19 protein-coding genes are annotated in these 20572 nt (G+C 61.8%); 6 read left to right on the forward strand and 13 right to left on the reverse strand.

The features are described 5' to 3' along the window. Position 1 precedes the first annotated feature (1 nt). Together rsmH and mraZ are read right to left on the reverse strand one after the other, a co-directional pair. A complete protein-coding gene (rsmH, locus tag HALAL_RS0115065) occupies positions 2–961 on the reverse strand; it encodes a 16S rRNA (cytosine(1402)-N(4))-methyltransferase RsmH (RefSeq protein ID WP_025274793.1) in 960 nt (319 codons plus the stop codon). Continuing rightward, positions 958–1425, reverse strand: coding sequence for a division/cell wall cluster transcriptional repressor MraZ (gene mraZ, locus HALAL_RS0115070; RefSeq protein ID WP_025274794.1), 468 nt, complete (start codon positions 1423–1425; stop codon positions 958–960). Before mraZ ends, rsmH begins: the two co-directional genes overlap by 4 nt. A gap of 344 nt (positions 1426–1769) precedes the next feature. Here mraZ and HALAL_RS0115080 point away from each other — a divergent pair, with 344 nt between their 5' ends. The 3 genes from HALAL_RS0115080 to HALAL_RS0115090 all read left to right on the forward strand — a co-directional run bounded on the left by HALAL_RS0115080 (position 1770) and on the right by HALAL_RS0115090 (position 5421). Further along, a complete protein-coding gene (locus HALAL_RS0115080) occupies positions 1770–3014 on the forward strand; it encodes a MurT ligase domain-containing protein (RefSeq protein WP_025274795.1) in 1245 nt (414 codons plus the stop codon). Further along, a complete protein-coding gene (locus HALAL_RS0115085) occupies positions 3004–3717 on the forward strand; it encodes a type 1 glutamine amidotransferase (RefSeq protein WP_025274796.1) in 714 nt (237 codons plus the stop codon). Before HALAL_RS0115080 ends, HALAL_RS0115085 begins: the two co-directional genes overlap by 11 nt. Before the next feature lie 81 nt (positions 3718–3798). Beyond that, positions 3799–5421, forward strand: coding sequence for an MDR family MFS transporter (locus HALAL_RS0115090; protein ID WP_025274797.1), 1623 nt, complete (start codon positions 3799–3801; stop codon positions 5419–5421). Positions 5422–5467: 46 nt separating this feature from the next. Here the strand turns inward: HALAL_RS0115090 and HALAL_RS0115095 are convergent, their stop codons facing one another. From HALAL_RS0115095 to HALAL_RS0115140, 10 genes are all read right to left on the reverse strand, one after another. Beyond that, positions 5468–6586 (reverse strand): S1 family peptidase, encoded by a 1119-nt coding sequence (locus tag HALAL_RS0115095; RefSeq protein WP_025274798.1) that lies wholly within the window; start codon positions 6584–6586, stop codon positions 5468–5470. A 269-nt stretch (positions 6587–6855) separates the two neighbouring features. Continuing rightward, positions 6856–7521, reverse strand: a complete 666-nt coding sequence (locus HALAL_RS17060) for an acVLRF1 family peptidyl-tRNA hydrolase (RefSeq protein WP_025274799.1) — start codon at positions 7519–7521, stop codon at positions 6856–6858. Positions 7522–8124: 603 nt separating this feature from the next. Then, entirely contained in the window at positions 8125–8505 is a 381-nt protein-coding gene (locus tag HALAL_RS0115105; protein ID WP_025274800.1) for a metal-sulfur cluster assembly factor, read from the reverse strand. Beyond that, the gene (gene sufU / locus HALAL_RS0115110; RefSeq protein WP_025274801.1) at positions 8505–8990 is read right to left on the reverse strand and encodes a Fe-S cluster assembly sulfur transfer protein SufU; all 486 of its coding nucleotides are present in this window, start codon (positions 8988–8990) and stop codon (positions 8505–8507) included. The genes HALAL_RS0115105 and sufU overlap by 1 nt, the downstream gene beginning before the upstream one ends. 36 nt (positions 8991–9026) lie before the next feature. Beyond that, a complete protein-coding gene (locus HALAL_RS0115115; RefSeq protein WP_025274802.1) occupies positions 9027–10295 on the reverse strand; it encodes a cysteine desulfurase in 1269 nt (422 codons plus the stop codon). A gap of 251 nt (positions 10296–10546) precedes the next feature. Further along, positions 10547–11305 carry a Fe-S cluster assembly ATPase SufC gene (sufC, locus tag HALAL_RS0115120; protein WP_025274803.1) on the reverse strand — a complete coding sequence of 253 codons (759 nt, stop codon included), beginning with the start codon at positions 11303–11305 and terminating at the stop codon, positions 10547–10549. Between the two features lie 36 nt (positions 11306–11341). Continuing rightward, entirely contained in the window at positions 11342–11677 is a 336-nt protein-coding gene (locus tag HALAL_RS0115125; RefSeq protein WP_025274804.1) for a bifunctional 3-phenylpropionate/cinnamic acid dioxygenase ferredoxin subunit, read from the reverse strand. Continuing rightward, entirely contained in the window at positions 11674–12849 is a 1176-nt protein-coding gene (sufD, locus tag HALAL_RS0115130; RefSeq protein WP_025274805.1) for a Fe-S cluster assembly protein SufD, read from the reverse strand. The genes HALAL_RS0115125 and sufD overlap by 4 nt, the downstream gene beginning before the upstream one ends. Positions 12850–12997: 148 nt before the next feature. Then, the gene (gene sufB / locus HALAL_RS0115135; protein WP_025274806.1) at positions 12998–14431 is read right to left on the reverse strand and encodes a Fe-S cluster assembly protein SufB; all 1434 of its coding nucleotides are present in this window, start codon (positions 14429–14431) and stop codon (positions 12998–13000) included. A gap of 132 nt (positions 14432–14563) precedes the next feature. Continuing rightward, on the reverse strand, positions 14564–15250 hold the full coding sequence (locus HALAL_RS0115140; RefSeq protein WP_029768103.1) for a helix-turn-helix transcriptional regulator: 687 nt from the start codon (positions 15248–15250) through the stop codon (positions 14564–14566). Positions 15251–15409: 159 nt separating this feature from the next. On the opposite strand from HALAL_RS0115140, the gene HALAL_RS0115145 reads away from it, so the two are divergent. The 3 genes from HALAL_RS0115145 to HALAL_RS17860 all read left to right on the forward strand — a co-directional run bounded on the left by HALAL_RS0115145 (position 15410) and on the right by HALAL_RS17860 (position 19474). Then, positions 15410–16402: a COX15/CtaA family protein gene (locus tag HALAL_RS0115145; RefSeq protein WP_084472121.1), complete on the forward strand. Its 993-nt coding sequence runs from the start codon at positions 15410–15412 to the stop codon at positions 16400–16402. 86 nt (positions 16403–16488) lie between these two features. Then, the gene (locus tag HALAL_RS0115150; RefSeq protein ID WP_025274809.1) at positions 16489–17448 is read left to right on the forward strand and encodes an ADP-ribosylglycohydrolase family protein; all 960 of its coding nucleotides are present in this window, start codon (positions 16489–16491) and stop codon (positions 17446–17448) included. Positions 17449–17590: 142 nt separating this feature from the next. After that, complete coding sequence (locus tag HALAL_RS17860) at positions 17591–19474, forward strand: endonuclease/exonuclease/phosphatase family protein (RefSeq protein WP_025274810.1); 1884 nt, start codon at positions 17591–17593, stop codon at positions 19472–19474. Between the two features lie 48 nt (positions 19475–19522). On the opposite strand, the gene HALAL_RS0115160 is transcribed toward HALAL_RS17860, so the two are convergent. Then, complete coding sequence (locus HALAL_RS0115160; RefSeq protein WP_025274811.1) at positions 19523–20479, reverse strand: NADP-dependent oxidoreductase; 957 nt, start codon at positions 20477–20479, stop codon at positions 19523–19525. Positions 20480–20572 lie beyond the last annotated feature (93 nt).

The raw sequence follows: 20572 nt of genomic DNA on the forward strand, positions 1-20572 counted from the left end.
ATCAACCTCCTGGTGACGAATTGTCGAGTTTTTCGGCACCGCGCAGGCGAGCGGGTGCGGAGCGTGGGTTGCGGGCGCGTTCGGCGGAACCGGGTTGTTTGGCGCGGTTGGACCACGGCTTGAGTTGTGGACCGGTTCCGGGCAGTTCCACCGGCAGTCCTGGAGGCGTGGTCGATTTCGCGCGTTCGGCCAAGGCCCGTTTGGTGATGCGATCTTCGAGTGAGTGATAGGACAGTACGGCGATGCGTCCTCCGGGCCGCAGGAGGTCCAGTGCGACCGGCAGGGCACGTGTCCAGGTGTCGAGTTCGCCGTTGACTTCGATTCGCAGAGCCTGGAAGGTGCGTTTGGCCGGGTTCCCGCCTTTGCGCCGCGCGGCGGCGGGGATGGCCTCGCGAATCAACTCGACGAGCATCTGTGAGGTCACGATCGGTTGGGTGTCACGAGTGTTGACGATCGCCGACGCGATCCGTGGTGCGAACTTCTCTTCTCCGTATTCTCGCAGAATACGGGTCAGGTGTGCGTGGTCGTAGGTGGCGAGGATGCGTTCGGCGGTGAGGTAGTCCCCGGGGTTCATGCGCATGTCCAGGGGCGCGTGTGCCGAGTACGCGAATCCGCGTTCGCGTTCGTCGATCTGCATGGAGGAGATTCCGAGGTCGAACAGCACGGCGTGTACCGAGGTGTGGCCGAGTTCGCGAACGACGGCGTCGATCTGATCGTATACGGACTGGACGGGGATGAACCGGTCACCGAATGCGGCAAGGCGTTCCCGGGCGATGGACAGGGCGTTGGGGTCGCGGTCCAGTCCGATGACGGTGAGTTCGGGGTGGGCGGTCAACATCGCCTCGGCGTGACCGCCGGCGCCCAGGGTGGCGTCGACGGCAATGGCCTCCGGCGTGCTGAGTGCCGGATGTAGGTAGGCGAGAATTTCTTCCAGCATGACCGGATCGTGGGGAGTGTTCATCGGCTGTGCTCCTGTGGCTGTGTTGGATCGGGGGCGTCGTCGGCCGTGCCGGAGTCGTCCGCACCGTGGCTGAACAGCTTCTCGCTGGAGTCGAGGTATTCGTCCCAGGATCTCGCGTTCCAGATTTCGATGCGATTGGCGGCACCGTTGACAACGACATCGCGCTCAATTCCAGCGTAAGCACGCAATCGGGCAGGTAGGGTCACGCGCCCTTGTCCGTCAGGAGTTTCGTCATGCGCTGAAGCGAAGAACACACGATTGTAGGCTCGGGTGGCGGCGTCGGCCGTGAGGCTCTGGTTGAGTTCGGCGGCCAGCCCGGTGAAGGTGTCGAGGGTGAAGACGTAGAGGCAGTGTTCCTGTCCCTTGGTGATGACCAGGCCGTCGGCGAGCGCGGGACGGAATTTGGCGGGGAAGGCGAGACGACCCTTGTCGTCGACCCGTGGGGTATGGGTCCCGAGAAACATTCGTCTCACCTCCTGTCCGTCGCTTACGCTCCATTTTGTGCCCTTCGAGCCCCACTTTACTCCACAATTCCCCACCCGAGGGTCCGATTTTGCCTCAAATTCGGGGACGCAGGGTAGTTTTACCTGTTCATATTCGGTGGAGTGAAGTGGAATGCATTGCTTTCCGGTGGCGCAGGTGCGGATGAGTTCGATCGATATGCCACACTTGCCATGGCGTGTTGAAGCGGAGGCCAAGGCTGGTCAACACGGATATACGCCCGGTAGTCTCGAACCTTATCGAGTGGTGAACGGGGCCCTGACGGGGTTTCCGGAACTGTGACGAGCGGAAAGGTCTGGTGCCAGCGTTGAGCGGGAAGCTAACGCCGCGTGCGAAATTCGCAACGGTTCTGTTGCGAGGTGCGGCGGCACTGTCGCGTGCTACGGGTCGCGGAGACGGCTCGGTCATCGGCGGTCGGGTTGGATTGGTCGTCGAGCCGGAGCTATTGAACCTCCTGGCCGAAGGTCGCGGCGTGGCCTTGGTGTCGGGGACCAATGGAAAGACCACCACGACCCGGTTCACCACCGCCGCGATGGAGGCGGCGGGTAAGGTCGCGACCAACTCCTTCGGTGCCAACATGCCGACCGGACATACCACCGCTTTGGCCAAAACCCCGGATGCTCAGCTGGCCGCTTTGGAAGTCGACGAGCACTATCTGGGTCAGTTGCTGGGGGCGACCCAGCCGAAGGTCGTGGGATTGCTGAATCTCAGTCGCGACCAATTGGACCGTGCCATGGAAGTGACCTCGCTGGCGGCGAAGTGGCGCGAGATCGTGGAAAAGGACATCCACGACAGCATCGTGGTCGCCAACGCCGACGATCCCCTGATCGTGTGGGCCGCCCAACCGGCGACACATATCGTATGGGTCTCCGGGGGGCAGAATTGGACCGCCGATTCCTCGATCTGCCCCGTTTGCGGAAAGCATCTGGACCGATTCGGCGAGTTCTGGCGCTGCACGCACTGTGGATTCACCCGGCCTAACCCGGTGTGGACGGTCGCCGACGAAGGATCGGCCGTCATCGCGCCCGACGGCAGTCGCGTGGAACTCGATCTGCAACTTCCGGGGCGCATTAACCGCGCCAATGCGGCGATGGCTTTGGCGATGGCCGCGCAGTTCGGGGTGTCTCCGCATCAGGCGGCCCCCAATCTCTCCACCGTGCAATCGGTGGCCGGACGGTACGCCACAGTGGAACGCGATGGTCGCCGTCTACGGCTACTGCTGGCCAAGAACCCCGCGGGTTGGCTGGAGAACTTCGACATGATACGGCCCGACCTACCGGTCATCTTGGCGCTCAACGCTCGGGAGGTCGACGGTTTCGACACCTCGTGGATCTACGACGTCGATTTCAACTCTCTGCGCGGTCGTTCTGTTCTGGTCACCGGTGACCGGCGCACCGACCTGGCGGTTCGTCTCGAGATGGACGATGTCGACTTCACCGTCGTCGACGACGTCTCCGCGGCCATCGGCCACGCCTCCGCCGGTGACGTCGAAGTCATCGCCAATTACACCGCGTTCCAAGACATTAGGAAAGAGTTCAACCGTGTCAACTAGTTACCTTCGCGTGGTATGGCTGTATCCGGACCTACTGTCCACTTACGGAGACCGGGGCAATCTTCTCGCCATCGCCCATCGCGCTCGGAAGCGCGGTATCGAAGTGGAGCCGATCTCGGTTCGATCGGATCAACGCGTTCCCGATCAGGCCGATATCTATCTCATCGGCGGCGGTGAGGACGGTCCGCAATCGGTGGCCGGTGACCGACTGATCCAAGACGGCACCTTGGCCCGCGCCGCCGACCGCGGTTCCCCGGTGCTGGCCGTCTGTGCGGGATATCAGCTGATGGGAGAGAGCTATTACGCCTCCGGGGAACGCCACCCAGGGCTCGGCGTTCTCGATTTGAAGTCCGATCGCGGTCAGACCCGTGCGGTGGGAGAGGTCGCGGGAGACAGCGATCCGAACCTGGGCATCGGACGTGTCACCGGTTTCGAAAACCACGGCGGACGTACCCACCTTGGCGAGGCGGTCCAGCCCCTCGCCCGAGTGTCCAACGGGATCGGCAACGAAGGCGGCACCGAAGGAGCATGGGCGGGACACGTGATCGGGACCTATATGCACGGTCCCGCGCTGGCCCGCAACCCGCAGCTGGCCGATCTGTTGATTCGCTGGGCGGTCGGTGCGGCACAACTGAATCCCTTGGACGACACCTGGCCGGAACGTTTGCGCAGCGAACGGTTCCACGCCCTCATGGAGGCCTAACCCGACAGCGGTCCGGCGAATCGGGAACGGTTTTGACTTTTAGCCGGTAACGCCCACATTTCAGTCCTTACGATGGACGCTGTGACTACCGACTCCGAAACCAAGGTCCCCGGCACCCTTTTGAGCCGACGCGACCTGATCACCCTTTTCGGTGCCCTCATGCTCACCATGTTCATGGCGGCGCTGGACCAAAGCATCGTCAGTACCGCCCTGCCGGTCATCGTCAGCGACCTGCAGGGCATGACCGAATACACCTGGGTGATCACCGCCTACCTGGTCGCACTCACCGCCACCACTCCCCTGTACGGAAAATTTTCCGACCAATTCGGACGCCGCCGGGTCATCGTCACCGCCATCGTCATCTTCCTCGTCGCCTCCGCTCTGGCCGGGATCGCACAGAACATGTGGCAACTGGTGATATTCCGGGGCCTCCAGGGAGTCGGCGCGGGTGGACTCATGACGCTGTCGTTCACCGTGGTCTCGGATGTGGTCTCACCGCGCGCTCGCGGTAAGTATCAAGGCTATTTCGGAGGAGTCTTCGCACTGTCGTCAGTGCTGGGGCCCGTCCTAGGGGGATTCTTCGCCGACTTCGACTGGCGCTGGATTTTCTATATCAACATCCCCGTGGGCATCATCGCCGTCATCGCGGTCAACACCGTCCTCGCCCGGCACCCCGCACCGCGACAATCCCACCGCATCGATATTCTCGGAGCGAGTCTGCTGGTACCTGCGGTGGTATGCCTTATGTTGGCGTTGACCTGGGGCGGTAACGACTACGCGTGGTCGGATCCGGTCATCATCGGTCTGTTCAGCACCGCGGCCGTATTGGCCGTTGCCTTCGCCGTCGCCGAAACCCGCGCCGCAGAGCCGATTCTTCCACTTCGGATGTTCCGCCGGCCGACCTTCTCCTTGGCCGCCGGCATCGCGTTCATATTCGGAATCGCCATGTTCGCCGGACTGGTCTACATTCCCCTGTTCCTGCAATCGGTTCGGGGCTATTCTCCGACCCAGTCCGGACTCATGCTCCTACCGATGGCGGCTTCGGTCGTATCGGCTTCCATCCTCGTTGGGCAGTTGACCACCAAGACAGGGCGATACAAACCTTTCCTCGTCATCGGTGCCACCACCTCCACCGTCGGCCTGGCTCTGTTCAGCACCCTGCACGTTCACATCGAACTCTGGGTCGGAGCAATATACCTGGTCGTCATGGGAATCGGCATGGGAATGTTCATGCAGCCCCTCGTACTGGCCATGCAGAACATCGTCGCTCAAGAGGACCTCGGTGCCGGAACGGCGACCAACAACTTCGCCCGTTCCCTGGGAGGTGCGGTCGGCACCACGGCACTCGGCGCGGTCATGACCTCGTCGCTGAATTCCGGAATGGACGAACGTATGGACGACGCCGTGGCCCAACTGACCCCACAGCAAGCTCAGAACCTACAGGAAAGCGATTTCGACAGCTCGACATTGGAATCGCCGAACGTCATTCAACATCTGCCGGGGCCGGTCAAGGAAGCCGTACAGTATTCGTTCACCAATGCTATGGACACGGTGTTTCTCGTCGCCGCCGCCATCGCGGCCGTATCGATCGTTCTGACGTTCTTCCTGCCCGATTTGACCTTGCGGGAGGACGTCCACACTCCCGAGTCGCGCGACACCAATGCTCAGGCCGCCGACGCAAACGCCACCAAACACATCGGCTGACGTGTCGCAGCGTGGGGTACGCCTAAGCAGCGCACCCCAGCCGGTATTACTCGTTCCAGCCTATCGAGTAACCACCCGAACCGCTGTAGCTGTAGGCAACCCAACGGTAGTATCCAGCGCTACCGGAGTAGTCCACTGTTTCCTCCGAGTCCGCGGAGGTGGAGCTCGCCACCGTTTGCCAGCTGCTTCCGGTCCAGCTCTGCAGGTAGAGATCGAAGTCGGTTCCGCTCTCACCCGACAGGCAACCGGAGTGGCTGCCGGACGACGAGTAGAAGTATCCCGGGCTGCCGGGGTGGGAGTTCTGTCCACCCGAGCTCAGGGTTCCCGACTCCGAAGAGTCGTAGTCGGTGCAGTTCCCGGGATCGCCCGGGTCACCCGGGTCGTCGCCGTCCACGTACTGGTCGATCCAGCCTCGGTAGTCGGCCACGCTCGTGTAAATCACGTTCGTACGTCCGCAGGTGGAGTCATAGCCGCCGGCACGCGAGGTGTCACCGACCAGAGTCCACGATCCACCGGAGTTGACCAAGGCCGGTCCACCGGAATCGCCGTAACAGGCGGTGTCCTGCGTGGTTCCGTTGATGCACAGGTCTCCGCTGATCGCGGTCTGACAGTTCGAGTTGCTGATAACGCTCGTGTCGAGCTGCTTCAGATACTGCGAACCACTGTCGCAACCACGCTCGGGGCAGGTCTGTCCCCAACCCAGCAGGCGCACGTCACTGCCTACCGACGGACGTGAGTCGGTCATGGTGACCGGCTCGTAGTCGACCGCGTAACTGAGTTCCAGCAAAGCGATGTCGTAACCGCTGCCGTTACCATAACTCGGGTGGTTGATATACCGTTCCACCGGTACCACTTCACCACCGCTGGAACGGTCATGCGAACCGAGACGCACCGACAGCCCACTGGAGGTACAGTGTGCCGCCGTAACCAGCCACCGGTCCGACACCAATGAAGCACCACAGTAGTGCTGCCCATTGTTCTGAATCGAGGCCATGAACGGATAGTCCTCTGTAGCCGGACCGCCACCGACGATATTGGCGCTGACGTCGTCGTTCGCCTGCGCGGGCGCGGTCAGGCCCAATCCAAGCGCGATGGAACCGGCAATGACCAGCAACCCACGCCTGAATCGGGACCATGTTCGGGGAGAGAATGACATCATCGACATTCACATCTTCCTGTCCTTTGTTGTGTCACACGGGCCTCGCAAATCGAAGACTGATACGTCCACATTCGCGATAGCGTGCATGTCACTGACAGATTCTATAGTGCGATGTCGATATTTACCATTGAATGAATATAAATAGTACATATTGCTAGATACTGTGGCGGGAACCGTGGAGCGACACGGCACCTTGTTCGCCCCCTGGATGAAGCCAAGGGAAAACCCTAGTGAATACCCGTCTCCATCAAGGGTGATCAAGCGGGTCCAGCGCTCTAAGGATCTACAATGGTCATCGTCAGGGAGTAAACCCGCTTGTACAAATCGTTCACCAGCGCCCGTCTCGGCTCTCCGATATCACCAAAATGTATCACCGTTTCCGGCAGCGTCAGGCGAGGATCGTCCACAATCCCATCGACGACTCCCCCGGTCACTACCAGATCAAGCGCCTCGGCTCCCAGAATGCGCACCGCTGCCTCGGTCGCCTTCTTCCGAGCCGCCTTCTCCTGCTCGGCACGACGACGTGCAAACCGTTGCTGGGACTGGCCACCGGCTTTGGTTCGGCCCTGTACATACGACGTGTCGGTCTTGGAAGCAATGAACCGACCGTCCTGATCGACCACCGCGACACTATAGGCCCCTTTGCGAGCCAGTAGAAAACCAATCCGACGCGGTAGGCGCGTTTCAACGGCCACCCGATCAGCAACGTCACGAGCGCCGTACCCGTCCGACGCCCATCTCTCCATAGCGGACGGATCGAGATTCCATTGCATGGTGACCCGCGTACCGTTCTCGGCCAGCAACTCGCCACCGGCATCGGTCAACGACGTACGCACGATACCGCCGTTACGCCGTTCAAAACGCTCGATCCAACCCTCCAGACGAGCCGGTTCGACTTCAACGGCACGTCCTCCCCCGGCCACGGGGCGCGCTTTGCCCATCGTCGAGCACACCTCCTCAAAGCCGCAGTCGATACGCAAAAAATTAAGCGCCTGAGCAAACTCCCAGGCACTTGTTGAGATCGTACGCAGCGCCCTACCTGATCGCCGGAACCAGGCATTACACGCGAAAACCAATAAGCACATTAATAGGAGCGACGGTAATGTGAGCTGTAGCCCCAAGAAACCTCGACCACTACACCAACTCGTGACATAACCGGCGAACTTCAAACGAAACGCAGAAGCGGTAGAGCTGCCTGTGTCCCTAAAGAGCGCCGACATCACACTTTCCCCGAGGACGAGCCAACCGGCGAGCCGCAAGTGCGAAGCACGACGCGGCGATAGAGCCGCCTGTGTTTTCCAAAAGAGCTCTACCACCACACCCTCCCCACGGATAAACCAACTGGCGAGCCGCTAGCACTGAAAGTGCGACGCGGCGGTAGAGCTGGAAAGGAGCTCAGGTTGTTCCAGGTGCTTCAGATTTGCGCGCGGAGGACTCGCAGCGGCCTCATGGCCGCAAGAGGCCCCCACAGCGCAAATATGGAGTGCCTGGGGCAAGCTGAGCGGTCACCCTACCAACCAAAAGCTGAGCGGTCACCTCACCAATCAGACGTTGAAGCCGAGAGCTCTTAGCTGGTCCCGACCGTCGTCGGTGATCTTGTCCGGGCCCCACGGCGGGATCCATACCCAGTTGATGCGTACATCGTCGACCAGACCGCCGCCCGCGCCGGTCGTCAGGGCCGAGCGGGTTTGGTCTTCGATGACGTCGGTCAGCGGGCAGGCCGCCGACGTCAGGGTCATGTCCAGAGTGGCGATCCGCTCATCGTCCACGTGCACCCCGTACACCAGGCCCAGGTCGACGACGTTGATACCCAGTTCAGGGTCGACGACGTCCTTCATGGCCTCCAGGAGAGCCTCGGTCTCCTGGTCGGTGGCGGTGCTTTCGCCGGTTTCGGTGGCCGCGGCGTCGGCTTGCGTTTCAGTCATTACTGCACTCCTCCATGCGGATTGGCAGCGGATTCGCTATTGTCGTTGTCGGTCGCTTGAGCTTTGATCAAGGCGTCTTTGAAGGCCATCCAACCCAAGAGAGCGCACTTCACACGCATAGGGTATTTCGAAACTCCGGCGAAGGCAACCCCGTCTTCCAGCGTCTCTTCGTTGGCTTCACCTTGGCCCTTCGAGCTCATGAGGGTATTGAACTCGTCCAGACGTTCCTGAGCGGTGGCAATGTCCACCCCGTCCAGAAGCTCGTACATGACCGACGCGGAGGCCTTGGAGATCGAACAACCGACGTTGTCATAGGACACGTCGGCGACCTTGTCCCCCTCCAAGTGCACTCGTAGGGTGATTTCGTCCCCACAAGTGGGGTTCACCTGGTGCGATTCCCCTTCGTAGGGGTCGCGCAAACCCACCCCGCGCGGGTTCTTGTAGTGATCGAGGATCACTTCCTGATAAAGCTCGTCGAGGTTCATCTGGTCTTCCTATGCTCGCTGCTCGAATTCACCGGTCTAGGCGAAAACGTCACGTACTTTGTCCAACGCCGACGCCAAACGGTCTATTTCCGACTTGGTGGTGTAGATATAGGCCGAGGCGCGGGTCGTGGCATTCACTCCAAAGCGAATGCACGTGGGCTTCGCGCAGTGGTGTCCGACGCGGACGGCGACGCCGTGCGCGTCGAGCACCTGGCCGACGTCGTGAGGGTGCACCCCGTCCAAATCGAACGACACCGTCGCTCCGCGCCCGATCGGCACTTTGGGGCCGATAACGGTCAAGCCGTCCACCTGGTCGAGCGAATCGAGCATGTAGGCGGCCAGTTCCTTCTCGTGGGAACGCACATTGTCCATTCCGATCTTGTCGAGATAGTCGATCGCTACGTGCCATCCGACCGCTTCGGTGATGGGAGGCGTTCCGCCTTCGAACTTGGCCGGTGGCGGGGCGAAGGTCGTACGTTCCATCGTCACCGTGGACACCATGGATCCACCGCTGATGAACGGCGGCATGGCCTCCAGCAGCTCGGTCTTGCCCCAGATCGCTCCGATTCCGGTCGGACCCAGCATTTTATGCCCGGTGAAGATGTAGAAATCCACCCCGAGTTCCGTCACGTTCACCGGGATATGGGGAGCCGCTTGAGAGCCGTCCATGGCGACCAGGGCACCCACCTCGCGAGCACGTTTGACGATCGCCTCGGTCGGGTTGACCGTTCCCAGCAGGTTGGAGACGTGCACGAACGACACGATCTTGCACCGGTCGGTGATGACCTCGTCGAGGTTTTCCAGTTCGATCCGTCCGTGATCGGTGATCTCCAGCCATTTCAGGGTGGCTCCGGTTCGCTCGGCCAACTGTTGCCAGGGAACGAGGTTGGAGTGGTGCTCCATTTCGGTGATGACGATCTCGTCGCCGGGACCGAGCTGAAATCGGGCGTCGGCCCCTCGCTCGGCCGAGGCGTTTTGGAAGGCATAGGCCAGCAGATTGATGCCTTCGGTGGAGTTTTTGACGAATACGATTTCTTCAGCCGCCGGTGCCCCGATGAAGTCGGCTATGCGTGCGCGTGCCCCTTCGTAGGCCTCGGTGGCTTCCGCCCCCAAGGTGTGGACCGACCGCGAAATGTTCGCATTGGACTGCTGAGTGAATTCGCGCATCGCCTCGGTGACCTGAATCGGGCGCTGCGAAGTCGCCGCTGAGTCCAAGTAGGCGAGCGACTGTCCGTTGACGTCCCGGTTCAAGATGGGGAAGTCGGCGCGGATGGCGTCCACGTCGAAGGTGGGTGCTGTATTCACGGCATTCCTTCTTCACTGTTGCGAGGGGCGTGGATATAAGGCGCTTGGCCGACCCGTGTTCCGTTGTGTCGATCCGGTCGTCTCGTCGGTGTCGACGACGCCGTCCCCGGGCCGGTCATGAGGGTTTCAATTGTAGAGGGGCTGTGAAGAGCCGGAGCGGCGCCGCGCGTACGCCGCCGCTCACCGCCACAACGTCGCTGTGGCGGGTGCGTCCGGTCCGTGTCGTCCGGACGGCACCCGACGGCGCGTTGCTACGCGGCTGCTTCCTCGTAGGCCTCGTAGCCCTCTTCTTCCAGTTTATCGGCAAGTTCCGGTCCGCCTTCCTCGGCGATCCTTCCCTTGACGAAGACGTGTACGTAGTCGGGCTTCACGTACCGCAGGATGCGCGTGTAGTGAGTGATCAGCAGCATGCCGGTGTTGTTGTTCTCCTTGGCTTCGTTGACGCCTTTGGAGACCACACGCAGGGCGTCCACGTCGAGACCCGAGTCGGTTTCGTCGAGGATGGCCATCTTGGGTTTCAGCAGGTCCATCTGAACGATTTCGTGACGCTTCTTCTCGCCACCGGAGAAGCCTTCATTGACGTTGCGGTTGATGAAGGCGGGGTCCATTTTCAGCTCGTCCATGGCCGTGTTGAGCTCCTTCATCCAGGTGCGGATCTTGGGAGCTTCACCGTCGATGGAGGTCTTGGCCGTGCGCAGGAAGTTCGAGACCGATACACCGGGAACTTCGACGGGGTACTGCATGGCGAGGAAGAGTCCGGCGCGAGCGCGTTCGTCGACTTCCATCGCGAGGACGTCTTCGCCGTCCAGCGTCACCGAGCCCGAGGTGATTTCGTATTTCGGGTGTCCGGCCAGCGAGTACGCCAGGGTCGACTTACCCGAACCGTTCGGTCCCATGATCGCGTGGGTCTCGCCGGATTTGATGGTGAGGTTGACACCGTGCAGGATGGGCTCGGCACCGTTGTCGGTGTTGACCGAGACGTGCAGGTCGCGAATTTCCAGTGTGCTCATGTGTTTTGGTTTCCTTTGATTCTCAAGTCTGTGTTGTTATTCCGCACCGTCGTTCGGTGTCAGGTCGAGGTAGACTTCGCCGTCCCGCACTTCCACCGGGTACGTGGCCACCGGAATGGTGGCCGGCGGTACCGTCGGCTTTCCCGTACGCAGGTCGAAGGTCGACCCGTGCAGCCAGCATTCGAGAGTGCAGTCCTCGACGTCGCCTTCGGAAAGAGCGATTTTGGCGTGACTGCATTCGTCTTCCAGCGCGAATACCTCGTTGCCTTTACGCACGAACGCGATCGCGAGGTCATCGATCTCCGCCCGGATGGCTTCGCCGTCCGGCAGGTCGCTGAGCGGACAGATGTGGATGAAGTCGTCGCGGGTCATCGAGTCTCCTGCGCTTCATCGAGCCGGGCCATCACCGCCGAGATGAGGTGCTCCCGCAGTTCTTCGTTGGGCACCTTCACCAGGATTTCGTTGAAGAATCCCTGTACGACGAGACGGCGGGCCTCGTCCTCCGGAATACCGCGTGAACGCAGGTAGAAGAGGTGTTCCTCATCGAACCGTCCGGTCGCGGAGGCGTGTCCGGCCGATACGATCTCACCGGTTTCGATCTCCAGGTTCGGTACCGAGTCGGCTCGGGCTCCGTCGGTGAGGATCAGGTTTCGGTTGATCTCGTAGGTGTCGGTTCCGGTCGCTTCGGCTTCGATCAGGACGTCACCGACCCATACGGTGTGCGCTTCCTGTCCCTGCAGGGCACCGCGGTAGTTGACGTTCGACCGGCAGTCGGCCACGGCGTGGTCGACGAGCTGACGGTGTTCCAGGTGTTGACCGCCGTCGGCGAAGTAGAGACCGTAGGCGTCCACGTCGGCTCCGCGCCCGGCGTAATCGACCGTGAGGAAGTGCCGTACCAGGTCACCGCCGAGCGTGACGGCCAGATGGTTGAGCTTGGCACCGTCACCAAGGCGTGCCTTTTGGTGCTGCAGGTGAACGGAGTCGCGGTCCCATTCGACGATCGAGGTGAGGCTGAGCTCGGCATGGTTGCCGACGTTGATCTCGATGTTGTCCGACAGTGTGACGCTGCCGGTGTGACGCATGATGACCGTCGCGGACGCTTCTTCCGCCACGTCGAGGTACATGTGCGCGTAGTTCGCGCCGTCGTTTCCCTGTCCGGTCACATCGAGTACCACGGTCTCGTCCACGGTGCCTTCGATGCTCACCAGGAGGGCGTCGCTGGATTTCTCCCAGGCGAGCGCGCTGGTGCGTTCGAAGGGCGTCAGGATTCCGCCGAGACGCGGGTCGTCCTTGGCGATGGTTTCGACTTTGACTCCGGTCGGCAGGTTTTCGGCCTGACGGTCGAGAGTCGTGGCCGTTGGCGTGTCGGCTTGGTCCAGGCCGGCGAGTCGTTTGACCGGGGTAAAACGCCAGTCTTCTTCCCGTCCGGTGAGTTCTGGGAAATCGGCGGCCCGGAAGGAACGCAGGGCCTGTGACTTGGTTTTCGGCGGCTTCTCCGAGCCCGCACCATGACTGTGCGGCCGTGAAGCTAGCTCAATGCTCATGTTTGGTGTCTGTCTTTCCGTTACGTCTCGTTGTTTTGCCCGGCTTACCAGGTGAAGGATCCTGCTGCCGCGTCGGTTCGCCCGGGGCGACCGGTTCGGGCGAACCGGGCACCGGCGCGGGTACCTCGCAGCAGGACACCCGGTACCGTTAGCCGACCGCGCCTTCCATCTGCAGCTCGATCAAGCGGTTGAGCTCCAGGGCGTACTCCATGGGCAGTTCCTTGGCGATCGGCTCGATGAAGCCGCGCACGATCATGGCCATGGCCTCGTCTTCGGTGAGACCGCGACTCATGAGGTAGAACAGCTGGTCCTCTCCGACCTTGGAGACGGTGGCCTCGTGCCCCATGTCGACATCGTCCTCGCGAATGTCCACGTAGGGGTATGTGTCGGAACGGGAGACCGTGTCCACCAGCAACGCATCACATTTGACCGTCGAAGCGGACTTGCTGGCACCTTCGTTGACCTGCACGAGTCCACGGTAGGAGGTGCGGCCACCGCCACGGGAGATGGACTTGGAGATGATCGACGACGAGGTGTTGGCCGCGGCGTGCGTCATCTTCGCTCCGGTGTCCTGGTGCTGACCCTGTCCGGCCATGGCCACCGAGAGAACCTCGCCCTTGGCGTGCTCACCGGTCATGACGACGGCGGGGTACTTCATGGTGACCTTGGAACCGAGGTTACCGTCGACCCACTCCATGGTGGCTCCCTCTTCGGCGAGCGCACGCTTGGTTACCAGGTTGTACACGTTGTTCGACCAGTTTTGGATCGTGGTGTAGCGAACGCGGGCGTCCTTCTTGGCGATGATCTCCACGACCGCCGAGTGCAGCGAGTCGGAGGAGTAGACCGGCGCGGTGCAACCCTCGATGTAGTGCACGAACGAGCCTTCGTCGGCGATGATGAGCGTACGCTCGAACTGCCCCATGTTCTCGGTGTTGATACGGAAATACGCCTGGAGAGGAATGTCCACGTGGACGCCCTTGGGGACGTAAATGAACGATCCACCGGACCACACCGAGGTGTTCAGGGCGGCGAACTTATTGTCACCGGTGGGGATGACGGTGCCGAAGTACTCTTCGAACAGCTCCGGGTGTTCCCGCAGTCCCGTGTCGGTGTCCATGAAGATGACGCCCTGTTCCTCGAGGTCTTCACGGATGGAGTGGTAGAGCACGGTGGACTCGTATTGCGCCGCCACACCGGATACCAGCTGCTGCCGCTCGGCTTCGGGGATTCCGAGCTTGTCGTACGTCTTTTTAATGTCCTCGGGAAGGTCTTCCCAGGATTCCGCCTGGTTTTCCGATGCTTCGACGTAGTACTTAATCCGGTCGAAGTCGATGCCGGACAGGTCTGAACCCCAGTTGGGCATGGGCTTGCGATCGAAAAGCTTGATCCCCTTCAAGCGACGCTTCAGCATCCACTCGGGCTCATCTTTGCGCTTCGAGATGTCGCGGACCACGTCTTCGGTCAGACCGCGTTTGGCATCGGCACCGGCGATGTCGGGGTCGTGCCATCCGTATTCGTAGTTTTTCAGCGATTCCAGGGTTTCGTCCTGGGTCAGCTGACCGGTGTCTTTAATGTCGGTCATTTAAAACTCACCTCTGACCTGTCGGCTCATGTGTCGGGTTGATGCGATTACGAAACTGCGGAGGAATCGTTCGGCGACGACCGAAACCGTTCCAGTCGGTCGGCCTCTTTCTTTCAGTCACAGGCACGCTTCCTAACCGGCCTTGTGCGGATCAGGCAACGGCACTGGTCCAGGGACATAGGTGGTGCATACCCCATCTCCGTTGGCGATGGTGGCTAGGCGTTGCACGTGAACCCCCAGCAGTTTGCTGATCACCCGCGTTTCCGCTTCGCACAGTTGTGGAAATTCAGCCGCCACTTCTGCCACTGGACAATGGTGTTGGCACAGCTGCCCTCCTCCCGCCAGGGTGGAGGCCGATGCGACGTATCCTTCACCCGAGAGCGCGCCCGCCAATACTTGGGCCCGTTCCCAGGGGTTGGTGACACCGCAATCGTCCAGCAATTGTCGACACCGCGCTTCCAAAGTTGCGACCTGCGCGTCCGCAAAGTCCGACACTGCGTCGTCGCCTTCCCGGTCGCGAATCCACCGCAGCGCCTCCACAGCCACATTGTCGTAGGTGTGCCCGAAGCTCTGTCGTGCATTGACCGTCAACTTGTAGTATTTGGCGGGCCGTCCCCGTCCCGACGCTTTGGCGCGCCCGGATTCTACCTGGCCTTCCGATTCCAGCGCGTCGAGGTGGCGACGGGTTGCGGTGGTGGAGATACCAAGGGAACGCGCCAGCTCACCAGCTGTAGCGTGGCCCTGCTCCAAGAGCAGCTCGGCCACCCGGCGGCGGGTCTCGCCGTCGGTCGAGTGGCTGTTCGTCGCCCTTGTCACCATTTCCACAATACTAATGTTACTAAAATACCCGCCCCACGTCGAACATCGGCGGCGCAAGTGTGACCGAACCTATCACCGGGGTGCCCCTCTTGCCGCCGGTTACATTCGCCCGGGTGTGACGCACGAGAAACCGAGACACCGATTATCGTCTGCGGTGTGTTGCATCGTCTTGTCGCCCTCGTACGGCTCATACGTCGTCGAGTGTTCGCCACCCCTGCGGCCCTCCGGTCGTGGACCCTCGCCAATGTCATCGCCAATGTCGGCATCATCCTTACCGGCGGTGCCGTGCGCCTGACCGGCTCGGGTCTGGGTTGCTCGGAGTGGCCGAAATGCACCGAGGACTCGCTGGTGGCCACGTCCGAAATGGGGATGCACGGTGCCATCGAATTCGGCAATCGCCTGTTGACCGGGATTCTCATCGCCGTCGCGGTGGGAACCTGGATAGCCGTGCTGGAACAACGGCCGCGCCGCCGCCCGCTTATCCTGCTCTCCGTCGCAGTCGCCTGCGGCATTCCCGCGCAGGCCGTCATCGGTGGTATCACCGTGTGGACCGAATTGAACCCCTGGGTCGTCAGCCTGCACTTCGTGGTTTCCATGGCCTTGGTCGCGACGGCAACGATGCTGCACATCAAGGCCGGACGCAGTCGCGAGACACTGCCTCCGGACCGGTACCGCTGGGTCGTCCTGCTCGGCCGCGTCATCCTGTCCGCCGCGTGCCTCACCATCGCGCTGGGAATCATTGTGACCGCCTCGGGCCCGCACGCGGGAGACGAAAACGCCCGGCGCACCGGCCTGGATCCCGCCACCATGACGCATCTCCACGCCGATGCCGTCTGGCTCCTCATCGGCTTGACCGTCGCCTTCGTCATCGCGCTACGCGCCGTCGATGCTCCGTACGCCGTCCGGCGCGGCGCATGGATTTTCATCGCCGTCATCGGCCTACAGGGACTGATCGGATACGTGCAGTACTACACCGGTGTGCCCGAGATTCTCGTCGGCATGCACATGCTCGGTTCGGCGCTGCTCATGATCGCGGTCGTGAATCTCCAATTCACCTGGAGCTGCGAGCGAATCACCGCACCCGTACCGCCGATACCTCAGCCCGAAGCACCGGGTCACCGCTCTCGACCGGAACCGACCGGGAAGCGGTAATCGTCAGCCGCTCAAGCTAATCCGCCACCGAAACCAAGCCGTACTGGCATGTTGTCCTAGCACAGGCATGGCTTACACTGTATGCCATGTCTCACAACCCAACCCCGTTGGAACGTATTGAGGGCTGCCTACTGGGCGGCGCCATCGGCGATGCGCTGGGATACCAAGTGGAATTCCTGTCGTGGAAAAGCATTGCCGAGAACTTCGGCCCCGACGGCGTCACCGAACTCCGCAGCAACCTGATTTCCGACGACACCCAAATGACGCTGTTCAGCACCCAGGGTCTGCTTCAAGCCAGGCCGGGTAAGGAGTTCGGCGCGGTGCGCAACGCCTACATGGATTGGTTGGACACCCAACGCCTCCCCATGCCCCACTCTCGCAGCCGGGGACTCGCCACCGAAGAATGGCTCTATCAACGTCGGGCACCGGGAAACGCCTGCCTCACCGGGCTCCGCGAGGGTGGGCGTCCGGGCGTCAACCCCGGTTCCAAAGGGTGCGGCAGTGTCATGCGTTCGGCTCCGTTCGGGTTGATCGACCTCGATCCCACCGACGCTTTTGAACTGGCACAACGCTGCTCGGCGATCACACACGGCCACCCCACCGCCGGGGAGAGCTCCGGATCCTTGGCCATGATCATCTCCTACCTCATGACCGGCCACACCATACAGAGAGCGGTGGACGAGACCATCCTCTACCTGCAACGCGACCCGGCCGAATCCGAGACCGTGCGCGCCCTCAACGCCGCCTATGAGCTGTCGGGACGAGTGCGGCCGGGCCCGAACACGGCGCGACACTTGGGAGAAGGGTGGGTTGCCGAGGAAACCTTGGCCATCGCCGTTTACTGTGCCCTCGGCAGCGACGATCCGGCACAGGCGATCACGGCTGCCGTCTCACACGGGGGCGATTCCGATTCCACCGGTGCGGTGTGCGGCAACATCGTCGGCACTCTCTGGGGCACCGAAGGACTTCCCGACCCTTGGAAGCAGGTGGAAGGAGGCGAAACCGTCCGAAAACAAGCGCGGCTCGTCCAGCGTCAATTTCACTGACGCGATTTCCTCTTGACGGCCTGATCCACCCCAGGACACCGCGCAGCCGATCACGGCAGGGGTCGTTTTCGGACGCACGGTGTCCGGCCCCTCCCCTTCCCCCAGAGTCCCAGGAAACGGCACTGAGCACATCGAGGCTTCCATGCGTCTACGCTTTGATATCGCAATATTCCTATTCATTTTCATTGAAATTCTCTACGTCTACTTTCCCGGACTCATCACGGTCGTAGGCGACGCCGGCACCACCCCGCCCGAACACATGGGTCTATACGCCCTAACCTGCTTTGCCGCCCCCATCGTCGTCATGACCGCCCTGCGTCGCACCACGAAACCGATTCGCTGGGCACGTTGGTTCGGGACGACGGCGATCGCGACACGCGTCGCACTTCAGTTCACCCCGGGTGGATGGACGCAGATGACCATCGTGACCATAGGGCTCGTCGCGGCCCTCCTCTATCTGGCGCTCGCGACACGATTCACCCCACTACGCACCTATTTCACCGCGCTCATGGTCGCCCTCGCCGCTCACGTCACCCTCACCGCCGTGTGGGCGGGGCCGAATCTCGTATGGCGTGACGGGACGCTCGCCACTTCGATCATCCTCGCCGTCTGCAGCGCCGCGATCATCGCAGTCACCACTACCGACCTGCGAATACACCTCGACCATGCTCCCTCATACCTTGCCTTCGGCCCCGCCCTGTTCCTCCTGCTCCTTCACGGAGCCAACCTACACTTCGTCGTCAACGGTTCCGGACGGGCGCAGTGGTGGGAAATACTGTTGATCGTCACCGTGGCGTGGACGAGCGTGTACATCGTCGGTTTCAAACACGAGATCAAACCGGGCCCGTGGCTATGGGGCGGGATTCTCATCCTGGCAGTGACCGCCACCGGAATCGGCGGTCACCTTGACGCACCAAGCCCCCTGACCGATTCGTCGGCGCTCCTCGCCGCCCTGTCGTACGTGGCGTTGGCCTTTCTCGGCAATCAATTGGCCGTCCTCGACCGGAACCGCGACCAAAAAGGCTCGCAGAAGAGCGGCACCTATCTCCTCGCCGGAACGCTCGTATTCGCCACCGCCACCTTTGTTTACTATGCCGCCTATGACCTGGGATACGACAACTGGCCGACCGTCACCGCCGTCGCGGTCGTCATCGTGGCCGTCGCACAGACGTCCTGGCGACGCTCCCGAGAAGCCCAACCACATATAGAACTGCCGGTACGTCGCCGTGTTCTCGTCCTCGCAACGGCGTCCCTCACGGTCCTCGTTCTCACCACCACCTATCCGTCGGGATCGCGAGAGACGGTTTCGGTTCCCGAATCACTACGCATCGCCGCCTACAACATTCAAATGGGCTTCGACCTTGACGGACGCTACGCGCTTGCCCAGCAGGCGAAGACCCTACGGGAACTCGATCCCGACATCGTGATGCTCAGTGAGGTCGATCGGGGCTGGATGCTCAACGGCGGGCAGGACTCGCTCCGCAACATGGCCGACTCCCTGGAAATGAATTTCTACTGGGCCCCGGCCGCCGATCGACTGTGGGGAGACGCGATCCTGACCAATCTTCCGCTGACGTCCTATAAAAGCCACGCGCTCGCTCCCGGCGGCCCTACCGGGGCGCAGGCTCTGGAGGCGAACGTGCGGTGGGGCAACGACGATCTCACCCTCATCTCCACTCACCTCCAGCCTCCCTACAACGAAGAGGGCGGCTGGAGCGACACCACGCAAGCTCGCCAAGTACGCGACCTCGCCGACGCCGCGATGGACAAAGGGCACAAGGTGATCATGGCCGGAGATTTCAACTTCGCCCCACAGGGTCCCAGCAGCGAGGCGTGGAAGGTCGTGACGGGATCCGAGACGGTGGACGCCTTCGCCGACTGGCGTCCCTTCCCGACCACGCCGGGCGAAGGGGAAGCGGTCCAAATCGATCACGTATTTCTTTCGCCCGACCTCACCCCTTCAAATCCGGCCAACCCGAACGTGGAACATTCCGATCACCGACCGATTGCGGTCACCGTACGTTGACATCACTGAGGCCGGGCTCGATCATGGCGCATCACGACGGTGAGACCGCTAGGCTTCGTCGTCCACCACGATGACGGCCTTACCGCGTCCCTTGCCGGCCCGCATGAATTCCAGATGTGCCGGAACATCGGACAGACTCAGCCGGAAATCCACGGGCGCCTGGATCGTTCCGGCGACCGTTGCCGCCGCGACGGTGTCCAGCAGCCCCGCATTGGCCTCCAAGCCGAAATTGATCGTCTCGATGTTGCTGGGGTTGATCGAGTCGTCCGAAACCCAGTTGGTGGTGAGCGCTACCCCGCCGTCACGAACGTAGTGGCAGTGCTGGGCAAAGACGGTGGAATCGTGGGAACTCAGATCGACCAGTGCGTCCACTCCGCCCGGCGACTCGTCACGGACCGCGGCACCGACGTTGTCCACCGTCCGATCGATCGTTCGGGCGGCACCCAAGCTGCCCATGCGAGCCGATTCATCGCCCTTGGTCACCGCGATGACTCGTAGGTCGCGGGCGGCGGCCAACTGCGTCAGGAACGACCCCACTCCCCCCGCCGCCCCGATGATCAGCAGATTCTCGCCCGCCTGCAGTTCCGCAGCCTCAAGGATCTGTTGCGCGGTCATTCCCGAGGTGGGCAGGGAAGCCGCCGAAATGAGGTCAAGTGGTTCGGGAACGGTGGTGACCGCGCTCTTTTCCGGCACGGTGACGATCTCCGCATAGGTTCCATGGCCTGCTGGATGGGACACGTATTGACCGAAGACTCGGTCCCCGGGGGCGAATCGATTCACGTTCGAGCCGGTCTCCGTCACGACGCCGGCGAAATCCGACCCGTAGACGAACGGCCAGTGCCGTTCCATGTCCGGAATGATCTCCCCGCGAGCCAGTTTCCAATCAAAGGGGTTGACCGCCGCCGCTTTTACGGCCACCCGGATGTCGTCGGCGCTCATCTGAGGCTCGGATACCTCGCTGAGCACTGGGTCACTGTCGGTACCGTCTGCCGCTATAGCCCGCATGTCGTTCTCCTCTTCTGCGTGTAGTCGCCCTTTTCGACTCTAAAGGACAAGCTCGACATACGGCTCGGATTGGGTGCTTTCGGACAGGCTACC

The organism is Haloglycomyces albus DSM 45210 (assembly GCF_000527155.1).
GTDB lineage: Bacteria > Actinomycetota > Actinomycetes > Mycobacteriales > Micromonosporaceae > Haloglycomyces > Haloglycomyces albus.